Genomic DNA, 15,981 nt, shown 5'->3' on the forward strand with positions numbered 1-15,981 from the left:
CAGCGCCGCGGAATTACTCCCCGACGCGCTCATTAATTGCCTGCGGATTGTACGTGATAAACATCGCATCACCGTAACTAAAAAAGCGATATTTCTCTTCTACTGCCGCTTTATAGGCGTTCATGGTGTGTTGATAACCGGCAAATGCGGAAACCAGCATAATCAGCGTTGACTCCGGCAGATGGAAGTTAGTCACCAGCGCATCGACTACTTTGTACTGGAAGCCGGGATAGATAAAGATTTGTGTATCATCGAAAAACGGTTCAATCAGATCGTTTTTCGCCGCCTGGGCCGCACTCTCAAGCGAGCGAACAGAGGTGGTGCCAACCGCTATCACCCGGTTACCACGCGCTTTCGCAGCCAGCACTGCGTCAACCACATCCTGCGGCACTTCTGCATATTCCGAGTGCATGATGTGGTCTTCAATGGTGTCGACGCGTACCGGCTGGAACGTACCCGCCCCCACATGCAGGGTCACGAATGCCATCTCCACGCCTTTGGCGCGTAATTTTTCCAGCAGCGGTTCGTCAAAGTGCAGTCCGGCGGTCGGTGCTGCTACCGCGCCTGGTTTTTCGCTATAAACCGTTTGATAAAGTTCGCGGTCTGCATCTTCGTCCGGACGGTCGATGTACGGCGGCAGTGGCATATGGCCGATGCTGTTGAGAATATCCAGCACCGAGCGCTCATCGTTAAATTCGACTTCAAACAGCGCGCCGTGACGAGCGGTCATTGTTGCTTTGATGCTTTCGTCATCGCCCAGCAGCAATTCAGCGCCCGGTTTTGGCGCTTTCGAGGCGCGAATATGCGCAAGAATGCGTTTGTCGTCGAGCATCCGCTCAACCAGCACTTCAATTTTACCGCCGCTAGCTTTTCGCCCAAACAGACGCGCCGGGATCACGCGGGTATTGTTAAAAACCAGAAGATCGCCGGGGTTGAGCTTATCGAGTAAATCGGTGAAAGTACCGTGCGTCAGCGCGCCCGTCGGCCCGTCCAGCGACAGTAAACGACAGCTACTGCGTTCAGGCATGGGATAGTGGGCAATCAGGGATTCGGGCAATTCAAAGGAGAAATCGGTAACGCGCATGACACTGACTCAGACTAAAATAAGAGGCGGGTAGTCTAGTGCCGGGGCGCTCTCCCTGCAACCTTTACCCCCCTTTGGATAGAATATAATCGATGAATTTTTTAGCTCACCTGCATTTAGCCCATCTCGCTGAAAGTTCGCTTTCCGGCAATTTACTGGCTGATTTTGTTCGCGGAAATCCTGACGAAAGTTTTCCGCCCGACGTGGTTGCAGGTATTCATATGCATCGGCGTATCGATGTGTTAACCGACAATCTGCCGGAAGTCCGCGAAGCGCGGGAGTGGTTTCGCAACGAAACTCGCCGCGTTGCGCCTATTACGCTGGATGTGATGTGGGATCACTTTCTTTCCCGCCACTGGTCGCAGCTGTCGCCGGACTTTCCGCTACAGAAATTTGTCTGTTATGCCCGCGAACAAGTGATGACGATTTTGCCGGACTCACCGCCGCGCTTTATCAATCTGAATAATTACTTATGGTCAGAGCAATGGCTGGTGCGCTATCGCGATATGGATTTCATCCAGAGCGTGTTAAACGGCATGGCAAGCCGTCGCCCACGTCTGGATGCTCTGCGTGACTCCTGGTACGATTTAGACACCCATTACGACGCCCTTGAAACCCGCTTCTGGCAATTTTATCCGCGGATGATGGAGCAGGCGTCACGCAAAGCGTTGTAGGGTATTAATTCATCCACACCGTGGCTGATATCGCGGGCAACGTCAGGATCTCATCGACCCGTTGTCCGTTCCCTTCTTTGCATTGCCATTGCGCGACATTAAGCAACGGCGATGCGGGTAGCACCACTTCACACGCTTCACCACGGTTGATTGCCACTAGCACACGCTGCTGATTGAGCACACGCACAAACACCACCACGTTATCTTCCGCATACAACACCTGACTGCCGCCACGACGCAATGCCAGGCTCTTCTTACGCAGCGCAATCATTCGCTGGTACAGCGCGAATAGTTCCGTATCTTGTTTTTCCGGGTCCCAGGGAAACGGTTTACGACAAAATGGATCGTTATTGCCGTCCAGCCCCACTTCATCGCCGTAATAAATACACGGCACACCAGGCCAGGTGAACAGCCAGACGACCGCCAGTGGCAGACGCGCAACATCCCGTCCGAGTAACGTTTTAAATCGCGCGGTATCGTGACTATCGAGCTGGTTAAACATACGCAGTTGCTGTTGATGAGAAAGCCCGGCACGGTAATTGTCCATCCAGGTTATACAGATTTGAGCGTCAATCTGCTGCGGATCGTAAGAGACATCGGTATTAGCGAGAAAGCCCCACAGCGGAAAAGTAAAGCCCCGATAGTTCATCGATGCATCTTCCACATCGGCCTGTAACCATTGCCGCGCATCGCCAAAATATTCACCGACAATGTACGCTTCTGGCTGGGTTTCTTTCGCCGCCTCAGTGATGCCAGCGACATGCTGCAAATTATTGCGCGCCCCACCCGCTTCCCCCAGCATATGCACCACATCCAGTCGCCAGCCGTCCATATTCCACGGCGCTTTCAGCCAGTGACGGACAATGCTGTCTTCACCGCGATAAATTTCATTCACCAGACTTTCCGACTGATAATCCAGTTTTGGCAGGCTGGCATAGCCCAGCCAATCGAGCGCCGTGCCGTCATCGCGAAACGAGTACCAGTCGCGCCAGGGCGATTCGGGGTTATGGCAAGCGCCGCCCGTCCCGCGATTGTGCCTGTCAAACCAGGCATGAGAATCGCCACTGTGGTTAAACACGCCGTCCAGCATCAGGCGCATTCCTTGCTGCTGCGTGTTGTGTCTCAAACGCAGCAACGCCCCGTCGCCGCCAAACTGCGGATCGACGTGGCGATAATCTTCGGTATCGTATTTGTGCACGCTGGGTGCTTTAAACACCGGATTAAGATACAGCGCCGTCACGCCGAGTTTTTTCAGGTACGGCAGTTTTTCGCTTATCCCGTCCAGATCGCCGCCATAGAACGTTGATCCGCCCGCCTGTGCCGTGACCGGTTCATCCCAGTCACGCAATATTATTTCCCGCCCGGCGGCGTGATGATAATAGACATGATCCTGATCGGCATTACGAGGCAGACTCCGGGCAAAACGATCCGGGAAGATCTGATAAAAAATCTGATCCGCCGCCCATTGTGGTCCGATATCCGGCACATCGACGGCAAACTGTTCCAGCCGCGAAGGTGGTATTGGGCTGAAACCTTGCGGCGTAAACCAACGCTGGCGATCGTGCCACAGCAATTTGAAACTGTAGCGCCGCCGTGGTTGCCCGGTGGCGAGAGAGAGCGCTCCCCGCCACGCCGTCACGCCTGGCTGCGGCTGGCTGCGCTGTTTATGCATCGGTATTGATGTTTCTTCGTTATCGTTTTCCATGCGCAACATAATGCGCTGTGGCGGCTCTTCGCCCGTCAGCCACAACGTAATGAGCAGTTGATCTTTGCTTTGCTTAACAAACGGGGGCACCGGCAGGTGCCATGCATTTAACATCATAATTCCCCTGTGATGAAAATGTGTTCACCTTGCCATAGCCTAATGCAGGATCACTCATCATCTGAAGGATATTTGGGGGATGAGGATGGGGGTGGATAACTTTCGGAATAGCCGGATCAGGTTTTGCTCCTGATCCGGCGACAAAAGGCAGGAATTAGTGGTTTTCTGCCAACTGGCGATCGTGGCGGCGTTTAAACATCCAGCCAATCAACAGCACCACAATCCACGCAAAACCAACGTACAGAGAGATACGCGTTTCAGGGTGATAACCGATCAGTCCGATGATAAAGACCAGGAAAACCAGCCCAGTGATGGTCGTTGCCACCCCGCCAGGAACTTTAAATTTCAGCGCTTTAACTTCTTCTGGCGGCAGGCGGCGACGGAAGGCAATCTGCGACAGCAGGATCATAATCCACACCCACACGGTAGCGAAGGTCGCCAGCGAGGCAATCACCAGGAAGACGTTTTCCGGCATGATGTAGTTCAGATACACCGCAAACAGCAGCGCGGTAGTCATGACCAGCACCGTGACCCACGGAATACCGCGACGCGACGTTTTGCTGAAAATTTTCGGCGCACTGCCCTGCTCTGCCATGCCGTGCAACATACGGCCTACGCCAAACACGTCGCTGTTAATTGCCGACAAAGAGGCTGTCAGCACAACGAAGTTAAGAATGCTAGCGGCAAAGGTAATCCCCAAATGCTGGAACGTCAGCACGAACGGGCTACCTGCAGTACCTACCTGATTCCACGGATAGATAGACATAATGACGAACAGCGTACCAACATAGAAAACCAGAATACGCATCGGCACTGAGTTAATCGCGCGCGGAATAGACTTCTCCGGCTCTTTCGCTTCACCGGCGGTAATACCAATAATTTCAATACCACCGTAGGCAAACATCACCATTTGCAACGACATCACCATGCCAAGCCAGCCGTTACTGAAGAAGCCGCCGTTGCTCCACAGGTTATGGATACCGGTCGGTTGCCCGCCGTTGCCAATCCCCCAAATGATGATACCGAAACCAGCAACGATCATGATGATAATGGTGGCGACTTTAAAGAACGAGAACCAGAACTCCAGCTCACCGAACACTTTCACGCTCATCAGGTTAATGGCGCAGATAATCAGCACCACGCTCAACACCCATATCCAGTGCGGCACCGTCGGGAACCAGACGCCCATATAGATACCGAAAGCGGTCACATCGGCGATGGCGACAATAAGGATTTCAAAGCAGTAGGTCCAGCCGGTGATATAACCTGCCAGCGGGCCAAGGTTTTCTTGCGCATAACGCGAGAAAGAGCTGGCGGCCGGGTTATGTACCGACATTTCTCCCAGCGCACGCATAATGATATATGCCGCGACACCACCGATAATATAGGCCAACAACACGCTCGGTCCGGCCATTTTGATGGCGTCCGCCGAACCGTAAAACAACCCGGTGCCAATTGCTGAACCCAGTGCCATAAAGCGTATGTGTCGGGTACTTAGCCCACGCTTTAGCTTGTTCTTACTTTCCATCAATTCCTAACCCATCAACACAATAAAAAACCACGGGGCATCGCAGCCCCGTGGTTAAAACAAATTTACAGTGATTTAGTGGGCGCTGGAGGTCACCTGACGACCTGCTGCGCGATCCCAGATAATGGCCAGAACCACCATCACCACCGTTGGCATTAACCACGCCAGACCTTGTTCGGCCAGCGGTAAACGCTGCGCCCAGGACGGTAAAATATCGCTGAATGCAGATGCTTTGATCCCGTCGAGAATACCAAAAAGCAGGCTGATAAACATCGGCGGAGCAATCACGCGGGACGAATTATGCCACCATGAGCGTGTAAAACTTAATACAACCAGTGCGATACACGGCGGATAAATGGCAGTCAGCACCGGTACAGAGATCTGAATCAGCTGGCTTAAGCCCAGATTAGAGACCACCATCGAGAAGCCGCCGAGGATAAACACCAGCGTACGGTATGAGAGCGGGATGTATTGAGCGAAGAATTCCGCACAAGCGCAGGTCAGGCCAACCGCCGTTACCAGACAAGCGATGAAGATTAACGCCGCCAGCAGGAAGCTACCGCCGCCGCCAAAGGTGTGCTGAACGTAAGCATGCAGAATTGCCGCACCGTTCGCGGATTGATCAACCAGCGACGCGCTGTCTGAACCCAGACGGAACAGCGCCAGGTACAGCAGAGTCAAACCAACGCCCGCCATCAGGCCAGCCCAGACGGTATAACGGGTCAGCAGACGCGCTTCAGTAACGCCGCGAGAACGCGCAGCGTTAACAATAACGATACCAAACACCATCGCGCCCAGCGTATCCATGGTCAGATAGCCGTTAACGAAGCCGTTAGAAAACGCAGCGTTTTGATAAGCCTCAGTTGCCGTGCTGATAGAACCCGCAGGCCAGACAATCGCGGCAACAGACAGGATGACCAGCGCGATAATTTTCAGCGGCGCAAGGAAGTTGCCCACGGTATCCAGCAGCTTGCCCGGATAGAGCGAAACCAGAATAACGATAGCGAAATAGACCAGGCTGTAGATAAACAGCGGCAGTGCGGAGTCACCCGTCAGCGGCGCAATGCCCACTTCAAAGGAGACTGTTGCCGTACGCGGTGTTGCAAACAGCGGCCCTACCGCCAGGTAGCAGACTGTTGCCAACAGCACGCCTGCGACTTTACCGATTGGTGTGCTCAGACTGTCAACGCCGCCGCCAACTTTCGCCAGCGCCACTACCGTTAATACCGGCAGACCAACGGCAGTAATGAGGAAGCCGAATGCCGCAGTCCAGACGTGTTCGCCTGCCTGCAAGCCGACCATAGGAGGGAAAATAATGTTACCTGCGCCAACGAACAACGCAAATGTCATAAAGCCCAGAGCGATGATATCGCGCGATCTTAACTGATGGGTCATAAATCATACTGCCTGTGGATGTGGTGTTGTAACGTTAAATTTTGTGCCAATCCCTGGGGATGATACAGCGGTATATTTAAACAATTTTAGCGGGAAATACTCCCAACCAGGCGCGGCGAAGAATAGTTTTTCGATTTACCGCGTGAATGCAGTCAGTATGACAGCACCTGAAGCGCAATTTAAACGCTTATAACGTTTTAAAGCAAGGAGGGATCTAAAAACCAGAGGGATATAACGATAAGAAATCACAAACCAGTATAAAACACTATTTCCGTGAAAAAGATATGGCTTATCATGCGAACAAAAAATCACCATACATTGTAAAATTCAGCGCCCGTTTTTTGACTGCAAAGAAAAAAAGCCAGCATCGGCTGGCTTATGGCAACAAAAAATGACAAAGGCGGATTAATCGCTATTTTTGGCAATTAAACGTTCCGGCAGAACAAAACTGAAACGCGTACCTTTGCCCACCGTACTTTCAATATTGAGCCGGCTTTCATGATGATTTACCGCATGCTTCACGATCGCTAACCCCAACCCGCTACCGCCAGTTTGTCGGGAACGCGCTTTATCAACGCGATAAAAACGCTCGGTCAGGCGCGGAATATGCTCCGGTGCGATGCCCGGTCCATTATCTTCAACACTAAATTCGGCACCGTGCGGCACTCGCTGCCAGCGTACGGTGATATGCGTACCTTCCGGCGTATGATTCACGGCGTTATAGACCAGATTCGAAATCGCACTGCGTAACTGGTCTTCGCTGCCAGACACTTTGAGGCCGTTATCAATCTCAAAGGTAAATGTCTGTTTTTGCTGGCTCAGCGTCTGAGCTTCACGCTCAACGACGCGCAGCATCATCGGCACATCAACCTTCTCATTCAGCAACTGCGTCGGCGCGGCTTCAATTTTCGACAAGGTCAGTAACTGCTTCACCAGCCCTTCCATCCGCTGAGTCTGCTCACGCATGGTGTGCAACGCTTTTTCGCGTACCGCGCCCTCCAGCGGCTGCTCATCCATCATCTCCAGGTAACCCTGTAACACCGTCAATGGCGTGCGTAACTCATGGCTTACGTTGGCAAAAAAGTTGCGTCGCGCCCCTTCCAGTTGATGCATTTGCGTGACATCTCGCGCCACCATCAGCAACTGTTTATGGGTATAAGGCATGACACGAATTTCCAGATGCCGCCCGGTGTTGAGCACCAGATTGAGCGGGCGAGAAAAATCACGCGTTTTCAGATATTGCGTAAACTCCGGATAACGCAGCAGGTTAAGGATGTTCTGCCCATTATCTTCCGGCCAGCGCAGACCAAGAATTTGTTGCGCCAGACCGTTACACCAGAAAATACCGCCCTCTTCCGTGGTCAGCACCACCGCATCGGGTAGCGACTCCGCGCCGCTACGAAAGCGTTTGATAAGATTACCCAGCTCGCGGCGGCGTTTTTTATTACGCAGTTGCATCTGGTGTAAACCGTACAGCAGCGGTTCCCAGCTACCACGCCCCGGTGGCGGGGTCATACTGCGATCCACCCACAGCCACCATGAAAGGCGCAATAAATTCCAGAAATGCCAGATAAGCAGTCCTGTTACCGATGCCAGCAAAAACCAGGGCAGGTAACCAAAAAATGCACCCAGGATGAAAGCCGGGAGGCAGCAAAGTAGCAGCTCCAGCACCAGCCTTTTCCACGACAGCCGTTCCAGCACGTAAGATACTCCAGTTAAGAAATCATAAGCCCTGCTCTGCGTCCGATGAGCAAGGCGTTAAAAGCGGGTTGAAAAACGATATCCTGTACCGCGCACGGTCTGCACCATACGGTCATGCCCGCCGGGCTCCAGTGCTTTACGCAGGCGGCGAATGTGGACATCGACCGTGCGGTCTTCCACATACACGTTGGTTCCCCAGACGTGGTTTAACAGTTGCTCGCGACTGTACACGCGCTCGGGATGCGTCATAAAAAAGTGCAGCAGTTTAAATTCAGTCGGCCCCATCTCCAGCGGTTCTTCGCCCGCCATCACCCGGTGAGATGTCGGGTCGAGACTTAGCCCCTGCATCTCAATTACCTCTTCCACCGCCATCGGCGATATACGGCGCATTACCGCTTTGATTCGCGCCACCAGCTCCTTCGGCGAAAACGGCTTGGTGATATAGTCATCCGCACCGGTTTCAAGGCCGCGCACGCGATCTTCTTCTTCCCCTCTGGCGGTCAACATCACAACCGGAATATCACGGGTCATCGACTCACGCTTGAGATGTTTGATGAACTGGATACCGGAGCCGCCGGGTAACATCCAGTCGAGGAGAATTAAATCCGGCCAGGGTTCATTCAGTTGGTTCACAGCACTGTCATAATCTTCCGCTTCGACCGGCTGGAAGCCATTTTGCTCGAGCACGAAGCAGACCATTTCGCGAATTGGAGCTTCATCTTCTACGACCAGAATACGTCTCGCCATGATTTGCCCTGTTGTAATAAATAGATTGCGATCATTAATGCGACGTCATTATGCGTCAGATTTATGACAGATTTATGAAAAGCACGCCGCACATCCTTTCAGGTTATTGATTTCTGTGGTGCAGAAAAAAGCAAATAGCGCACCTGTTTGGGTATAATCGCGCCCATGCTTTTTCGCCAGAGAATCGTTATGCGCATCCTTCACACTTCAGACTGGCATCTCGGCCAGAACTTCTACAGTAAAAGCCGCGAAGCTGAGCATCAGGCTTTTCTTGACTGGCTGCTGGAGACAGCACAAACCCATCAGGTGGATGCGATTATTGTTGCCGGTGATGTTTTCGATACCGGCTCGCCGCCCAGTTACGCCCGCACGTTATACAACCGTTTTGTTGTCAATTTACAGCAAACTGGCTGTCATCTGGTGGTACTGGCGGGAAACCATGATTCGGTCGCCACGCTGAATGAATCGCGCGATATCATGGCGTTCCTCAATACTACCGTGGTCGCCAGCGCCGGACATGCGCCGCAAATCTTGCCTCGTCGCGACGGGACGCCAGGCGCAGTGCTGTGCCCCATTCCTTTTTTACGCCCGCGTGACATTATTACCAGCCAGGCGGGACTTAACGGTATTGAAAAACAGCAGCATTTGCTGGCAGCTATTACTGATTATTATCAACAACACTATGCCGATGCCTGCAAACTGCGCGGCGATCAGCCTCTGCCCATCATCGCCACGGGACATTTAACGACCGTGGGTGCCAGTAAAAGTGACGCCGTGCGTGACATCTATATTGGCACGCTGGACGCGTTTCCGGCACAAAACTTTCCGCCAGCCGACTACATCGCGCTCGGGCATATTCACCGCGCGCAGATTATTGGCGGCATGGAACATGTTCGCTATTGCGGCTCCCCCATTCCACTGAGTTTTGATGAATGCGGTAAGAGTAAATATGTCCATCTGGTGACATTTTCAAACGGCAAATTAGAGAGCGTGGAAAATCTGAACGTACCGGTAACGCAACCCATGGCGGTGCTGAAAGGCGATCTGGCGTCGATTACCGAACAGCTGGAACAGTGGCGCGATGTATCACAAGAGCCACCTGTCTGGCTGGATATCGAAATCACTACCGATGAGTATCTGCATGATATTCAGCGCAAAATCCAGGCATTAACCGAATCACTACCTGTCGAAGTATTGCTGGTACGCCGGAGTCGTGAACAACGCGAGCGTGTGTTAGCCAGCCAACAGCGTGAAACCCTCAGCGAACTCAGCGTCGAAGAGGTGTTCAATCGCCGTCTGGCACTGGAAGAACTGGATGAATCGCAGCAGCAACGTCTACAGAATCTTTTCGCCACGACGTTGCAGACCCTCGCCGGAGAACACGAAGCATGAAAATTCTCAGCCTGCGCCTGAAAAACCTGAACTCATTAAAAGGCGAATGGAAGATTGATTTCACCCGCGAGCCGTTCGCCAGCAACGGGCTGTTTGCCATTACCGGCCCAACAGGTGCGGGAAAAACGACCCTACTCGATGCCATTTGTCTGGCGCTGTATCACGAAACCCCGCGCCTCTCTAACGTTTCGCAATCACAAAATGATCTCATGACCCGCGATACCGCCGAATGTCTGGCGGAAGTGGAATTTGAAGTGAAAGGTGAAGCGTATCGCGCGTTCTGGAGCCAGAATCGGGCGCGTAACCAGCCGGACGGTAATTTGCAGGTGCCACGCGTAGAGCTGGCGCGCTGCGCAGACGGCAAAATTCTCGCCGACAAAGTGAAAGATAAGCTGGAACTGACGGCGACGTTAACCGGGCTTGATTACGGGCGCTTCACCCGTTCGATGCTGCTTTCACAAGGGCAATTTGCTGCCTTCCTGAATGCCAAACCAAAAGAACGCGCGGAATTGCTCGAGGAGTTAACCGGCACCGAAATCTACGGGCAAATCTCCGCAATGGTTTTTGAACAGCATAAATCGGCCCGTACTGAGCTGGAGAAACTGCAAGCGCAGGCCAGCGGCGTTGCGTTATTAGCGCCAGAACAGCTGCAATCGCTTACAGATAGTTTGCAGGTACTCACTGACGAAGAGAAACGGTTACTCAGTGCGCAGCAGCAAGAACAACAATCACTTAACTGGTTAACGCGTAAGGACGAGTTGCAGCAGGAAGCCAGTCGCCGTCAGCAGGCACTGCAACAGGCGTTAGCCGAGGAAGAAAAAGCACAACCGCAACTGGCGGCCCTCAGTCTGGCGCAACCGGCACGAAATCTTCGTCCGCACTGGGAACGAATCGCAGAACACAGCGCGGCGCTGGCGCATACTCGCCAGCAGATTGAAGAAGTAAATACTCGCTTACAGAGCACAATGGCGCTTCGCGCGAGCATTCGCTACCACGCGGCGAAGCAGTCAGCAGAATTACAGCAGCAGCAACAAAGCCTGAATGCCTGGTTACAGGAACACGATCGCTTCCGTCAGTGGAACAACGAACTGGCAGGTTGGCGTGCGCAGTTCTCCCAACAAACCAGCGATCGCGAGCATCTGCGGCAATGGCAGCAACAGTTAACCCATTCTGAGCAAAAACTTAATGCGCTTGCGGCGATCACGTTGACGTTAACCGCCGATGAAGTTGCTAGCGCCCAGGCGCAATATGCTGAGCAACGCCCACTGCGTCAACGCCTGGTTGCGCTGCATGGGCAGATTGTTCCCCAACAAAAACGTCTGGCGCAGTTACAGGTCGCTATCCAGAATGTCACTCTGGAACAGACGCAACGTAATGCCGCACTTAACGAAATGCGCCAGCGTTATAAAGAAAAGACGCAGCAACTTGCCGATGTCAAAACCATTTGCGAGCAGGAAGCTCGCATTAAAACGCTGGAAGCCCAGCGCGCGCAGTTACAGGCAGGTCAGCCTTGTCCACTTTGTGGTTCCACCAGCCACCCGGCGGTCGAGGCGTATCAGGCGCTGGAACCGGGCGTTAATCAGGCCCGGCTATTAACGCTGGAAAACGAAGTGAAAAAGCTCGGCGAAGAAGGCGCGGCGCTGCGCGGGCAACTGGATGCATTAACGAAGCAGCTTCAGCGTGATGAAAACGAAGCGCAAAGCCTCCGACAAGATGAGCAAGCACTTACTCAACAATGGCAAGCCGTCACGGCCAGCCTCAATATCACCTTACAGCCACAGGACGATATTCAACCGTGGCTAGATGCACAAGATGAGCACGAACGCCAGCTGCGATTACTCAGCCAACGGCATGAATTACAAGGGCAGATTGCCGCGCATAATCAGCAAATTATCCAGTATCAACAGCAAATTGAACAACGCCAGCAGCAACTCTTAACGGCATTGGCGGGTTATGCACTGACATTGCCACAGGAAGAGGAAGAAGAGAGCTGGTTGGCGACACGTCAGCAAGAAGCGCAGAGCTGGCAGCAACGCCAGAACGAATTAACCGCGCTGCAAAACCTTATTCAGCAGCTGACGCCGATTCTGGAAACGTTGCCGCAAAATGATGAACTCCCGCACAGCGAAGAAACTGTGGCGCTGGAAAACTGGCGGCAAGTTCACGAACAATGCCTCGCGTTGCAAAGCCAGCAGCAAACGTTGCAGCAACAGGAAGTTCTGGCAGCGCAAAGTCTGCAAAAAGTTCAGGCGCAGTTTGACACCGCGCTACAGGACAGCATTTTTGACGATCAGCAGGCATTTCTTGCGGCGTTAATGGATGAGCAGACGCTAACTCAGCTGGAACAGCTGAAACAGAATCTGGAAAACCAGCGTCGTCAGGCACAAGCGCTGGCCACTCAGACAGCTGAAACACTGGCACAGCATCAGCAACACCGACCTGGCAGACTGGATCTCACGGTGACGGTGGAACAGATTCAGCAAGAGTTAGCGCAAACTCACCAAAAGTTGCGTGAAAACACCACTCGCCAGGGGGAAATTCGCCAGCAGCTGAAGCAGGATGCAGACAACCGTCAGCAACAACAAACCTTAATGCAGCAAATTGCACAGACGACGCAGCAGGTTGAGGACTGGGGATATCTTAATTCGCTGATTGGCTCCAAAGAGGGCGATAAATTCCGTAAATTCGCTCAGGGGCTGACGCTGGACAATCTGGTCCATCTGGCTAACCAGCAACTTACCCGGCTGCACGGTCGCTACCTGTTACAGCGTAAAGCCAGCGAGGCGCTGGAGGTCGAAGTTGTCGATACCTGGCAGGCAGATGCGGTACGCGATACCCGTACGCTTTCCGGCGGCGAAAGTTTCCTCGTGAGCCTGGCGCTGGCGCTGGCGCTTTCGGATCTGGTCAGCCATAAAACGCGTATTGACTCGCTGTTCCTCGATGAAGGTTTCGGCACGCTGGATAGCGAAACGCTGGATACCGCCCTTGACGCACTGGATGCCCTGAACGCCAGTGGTAAAACCATCGGGGTGATTAGCCACGTTGAAGCGATGAAAGAGCGTATTCCGGTGCAGATTAAAGTGAAGAAGATCAACGGACTGGGCTACAGTAAACTGGAAAGCGCGTTTGCGGTGAAATAACTATTCAGCAGGATAATGAATACAGAGGGGCGAATTATCTCTTGGCCCGGCTGGTCGTTATCCTGCAAGCTATCACTTTATTGGCTACGGTGATTCGTAGCTGCTCTGTTGGTTGTGATGGTGGTATGAAAAAAGTTATTTTATCTTTGGCACTCGGCACATTTGGCCTGGGGATGGCTGAATTTGGCATTATGGGGGTGCTCACGGAGCTGGCGCATAATGTGGGAATTTCGATTCCAGCCGCCGGGCATATGATTTCGTATTATGCGCTGGGGGTGGTGGTCGGTGCGCCGATAATCGCGCTTTTTTCCAGTCGCTACTCACTCAAACATATCTTGTTGTTTCTGGTGGCGTTGTGCGTCATTGGCAACGCCATGTTTACTCTCTCTTCGTCTTACCTGATGCTCGCCATTGGCCGCCTGGTTTCCGGTTTTCCGCATGGCGCATTTTTTGGCGTCGGGGCGATCGTGTTATCGAAAATTATCCAACCCGGCAAAGTCACCGCCGCCGTGGCGGGTATGGTTTCCGGGATGACGGTCGCCAATCTGCTGGGCATTCCGCTGGGGACGTATTTAAGTCAGGAATTTAGCTGGCGCTACACCTTTTTATTGATCGCTGTTTTTAATATTGCGGTGATGGCATCGGTCTATTTTTGGGTACCGGATATTCGCGACGAGGCGAAAGGAAAGCTGCGCGAACAATTTCACTTTTTGCGCAGCCCGGCCCCGTGGTTAATTTTCGCCGCCACGATGTTTGGCAACGCAGGTGTGTTTGCCTGGTTTAGTTACGTTAAACCTTACATGATGTTTATTTCCGGTTTTTCGGAAACGGCGATGACCTTCATTATGATGCTGGTCGGACTGGGGATGGTGCTGGGGAATATGCTAAGTGGCCGGATTTCCGGACGTTACTCGCCGCTACGCATTGCGGCAGTGACTGACTTTATTATTGTGCTGGCACTGTTGATGCTCTTTTTCTTCGGCGGCATGAAAACAACGTCGCTTATTTTTGCTTTTATTTGTTGCGCGGGATTATTTGCCCTTTCAGCACCGCTGCAAATATTGTTACTGCAAAATGCCAAAGGTGGGGAGTTATTAGGTGCCGCGGGTGGGCAAATAGCGTTTAACCTCGGTAGCGCCGTGGGTGCTTATTGCGGCGGGATGATGCTGACGCTGGGGCTGGCGTATAATTACGTGGCGTTACCTGCCGCCCTGCTCTCGTTTGCTGCGATGTCCTCATTGCTGCTGTATGGTCGCTATAAGCGCCAGCAAGTAGCGGAGAGTCCGGTGCTGGCGAAACCACTGAGATAGGTTGCAGTCACAATGCACGTTACTTGTTGCCGGATGCGACGTGAACGCCTAATCCGGCCTACGGGATGCTCATTTTGTAGGCCTGATAAGACACGCCAGTGTCGCATCAGGCATCTGAGCACGGTGCCGGATGCGGCGTGAACGCCTTATCCGGCCTACGGCTGCTTATTTTGTACGCCTGATAAGACGCGACAAGCGTCGCATCAGGCATGATGCACCAATTGCCTGGTTTTTTTACTCTTGTGGCCATAACCATGCGGCGCCGCGTACGCCGCTGGAATCACCATGTTTCGCCTTACGTACCGGCGTTTCACATTCGCCACCGAAGACAAATTGTTTAATCAACGGTGGAACTGTTTGATATAAACGGTCAACATTGCTCATCCCTCCGCCCAGGACAATCACATCCGGGTCGAGAATATTCACCACATGCGCCAGCGACTTCGCCAGTCGTAGCTCATAGCGACACAATGCCAACTCGGCAACCGGATCACTTTCTTCAACGAGACGAATAATTTCACTGCCTTTCAGTGCATGTCCGCTTAAACGACGATAATCTGTGGCAAATCCGGTACCCGAAATAAAGGTTTCAATACAGCCTTGTTTACCGCAATAACAAGGGACTTCCTCGCGATAACGCAGTTCGTCTTCGTCCATCCACGGTAGCGGATTGTGTCCCCACTCGCCTGCCGTGCCATTGCCGCCGATATGCGCCCGCCCATTGAATGCCACGCCCGCGCCGCATCCCGTGCCGATAATCACAGCAAATACCGTCTGCGCTCCCGCTGCCGCGCCATCTACCGCTTCCGAAACCGCCAGACAGTTGGCGTCATTTGCCAGCCGCACTTCCCGCTGCAACCGCGCGCTTAAGTCTTTATCGAATGGTTGACCATTAAGCCAGGTTGAATTGGCATTTTTCACCACGCCGGTATAGGGTGAAATCGAGCCGGGGATCCCCATCCCCACTGTTCCACGCTGCCCCGTCGCCTGCTCCGCCATCTCTACCAGCGTGGCGATCGTTTCTATGGTCTTGCGGTAATCATCACGCGGCGTGGGCAGACGATGACGGTACAACTGCTCCCCTGCATCGCCCAGTGCAATCACTTCAGTTTTGGTGCCGCCTAAATCGATACCTATACGCACGGTACTCTCCTTATTTTTTTCAATATCAATAGCGTAGAGACGGAC

11 protein-coding genes are annotated in these 15,981 nt (G+C 53.0%); 4 read left to right on the plus strand and 7 right to left on the minus strand.

The window, feature by feature from the left end:
- Positions 1-13: 13 nt before the first annotated feature.
- A complete protein-coding gene (queA, locus tag D9738_RS12775; protein ID WP_130206226.1) occupies positions 14-1,084 on the minus strand; it encodes a tRNA preQ1(34) S-adenosylmethionine ribosyltransferase-isomerase QueA in 1,071 nt (356 codons plus the stop codon).
- A 92-nt stretch (positions 1,085-1,176) separates the two neighbouring features.
- Between queA and acpH the strand changes: the two genes are divergently transcribed.
- Entirely contained in the window at positions 1,177-1,758 is a 582-nt protein-coding gene (gene acpH / locus D9738_RS12780; protein ID WP_130206223.1) for an ACP phosphodiesterase, read from the plus strand.
- Positions 1,759-1,762: 4 nt separating this feature from the next.
- Here acpH and malZ read toward each other — a convergent pair whose 3' ends face one another.
- The 5 genes from malZ to phoB form a co-directional block, all read right to left on the minus strand.
- Entirely contained in the window at positions 1,763-3,580 is a 1,818-nt protein-coding gene (malZ, locus tag D9738_RS12785; RefSeq protein WP_130260313.1) for a maltodextrin glucosidase, read from the minus strand.
- A 154-nt stretch (positions 3,581-3,734) separates the two neighbouring features.
- Positions 3,735-5,108 (minus strand): proline-specific permease ProY, encoded by a 1,374-nt coding sequence (gene proY, locus D9738_RS12790; RefSeq protein WP_130223251.1) that lies wholly within the window; start codon positions 5,106-5,108, stop codon positions 3,735-3,737.
- A gap of 75 nt (positions 5,109-5,183) precedes the next feature.
- The gene (gene brnQ, locus D9738_RS12795) at positions 5,184-6,503 is read right to left on the minus strand and encodes a branched-chain amino acid transporter carrier protein BrnQ (protein WP_130206217.1); all 1,320 of its coding nucleotides are present in this window, start codon (positions 6,501-6,503) and stop codon (positions 5,184-5,186) included.
- Between the two features lie 405 nt (positions 6,504-6,908).
- Positions 6,909-8,204 (minus strand): phosphate regulon sensor histidine kinase PhoR, encoded by a 1,296-nt coding sequence (gene phoR, locus D9738_RS12800; RefSeq protein WP_130206215.1) that lies wholly within the window; start codon positions 8,202-8,204, stop codon positions 6,909-6,911.
- Positions 8,205-8,261: 57 nt separating this feature from the next.
- Positions 8,262-8,951, minus strand: coding sequence for a phosphate response regulator transcription factor PhoB (phoB, locus tag D9738_RS12805; RefSeq protein WP_000113933.1), 690 nt, complete (start codon positions 8,949-8,951; stop codon positions 8,262-8,264).
- A 189-nt stretch (positions 8,952-9,140) separates the two neighbouring features.
- On the opposite strand from phoB, the gene sbcD reads away from it, so the two are divergent.
- The 3 genes from sbcD (at position 9,141) to araJ (ending at position 14,793) form a co-directional block, all read left to right on the plus strand.
- The gene (gene sbcD / locus D9738_RS12810) at positions 9,141-10,343 is read left to right on the plus strand and encodes an exonuclease subunit SbcD (RefSeq protein ID WP_130206213.1); all 1,203 of its coding nucleotides are present in this window, start codon (positions 9,141-9,143) and stop codon (positions 10,341-10,343) included.
- Positions 10,340-13,483, plus strand: a complete 3,144-nt coding sequence (gene sbcC / locus D9738_RS12815) for an exonuclease subunit SbcC (RefSeq protein ID WP_130260314.1) — start codon at positions 10,340-10,342, stop codon at positions 13,481-13,483. Before sbcD ends, sbcC begins: the two co-directional genes overlap by 4 nt.
- Positions 13,484-13,608: 125 nt before the next feature.
- On the plus strand, positions 13,609-14,793 hold the full coding sequence (araJ, locus tag D9738_RS12820) for an MFS transporter AraJ (protein ID WP_130260315.1): 1,185 nt from the start codon (positions 13,609-13,611) through the stop codon (positions 14,791-14,793).
- A gap of 234 nt (positions 14,794-15,027) precedes the next feature.
- On the opposite strand, the gene mak is transcribed toward araJ, so the two are convergent.
- Complete coding sequence (gene mak, locus D9738_RS12825) at positions 15,028-15,936, minus strand: fructokinase (protein ID WP_130260316.1); 909 nt, start codon at positions 15,934-15,936, stop codon at positions 15,028-15,030.
- Positions 15,937-15,981: the final 45 nt, after the last annotated feature.

Source organism: Escherichia sp. E10V5 (assembly GCF_004212315.1).
GTDB lineage: Bacteria > Pseudomonadota > Gammaproteobacteria > Enterobacterales > Enterobacteriaceae > Escherichia.

Excerpts from the sequence above, each read along its gene's own strand:
- queA (WP_130206226.1), bottom strand. The coding sequence starts at position 1,084 with ATGCGCGTTACCGATTTCTCCTTTGAATTGCCCGAATCCCTGATTGCC.
- acpH (WP_130206223.1), top strand. The coding sequence starts at position 1,177 with ATGAATTTTTTAGCTCACCTGCATTTAGCCCATCTCGCTGAAAGTTCG.
- malZ (WP_130260313.1), bottom strand. The coding sequence starts at position 3,580 with ATGATGTTAAATGCATGGCACCTGCCGGTGCCCCCGTTTGTTAAGCAA.
- proY (WP_130223251.1), bottom strand. The coding sequence starts at position 5,108 with ATGGAAAGTAAGAACAAGCTAAAGCGTGGGCTAAGTACCCGACACATA.
- brnQ (WP_130206217.1), bottom strand. The coding sequence starts at position 6,503 with ATGACCCATCAGTTAAGATCGCGCGATATCATCGCTCTGGGCTTTATG.
- phoB (WP_000113933.1), bottom strand. The coding sequence starts at position 8,951 with ATGGCGAGACGTATTCTGGTCGTAGAAGATGAAGCTCCAATTCGCGAA.
- sbcD (WP_130206213.1), top strand. The coding sequence starts at position 9,141 with ATGCGCATCCTTCACACTTCAGACTGGCATCTCGGCCAGAACTTCTAC.
- sbcC (WP_130260314.1), top strand. The coding sequence starts at position 10,340 with ATGAAAATTCTCAGCCTGCGCCTGAAAAACCTGAACTCATTAAAAGGC.
- araJ (WP_130260315.1), top strand. The coding sequence starts at position 13,609 with ATGAAAAAAGTTATTTTATCTTTGGCACTCGGCACATTTGGCCTGGGG.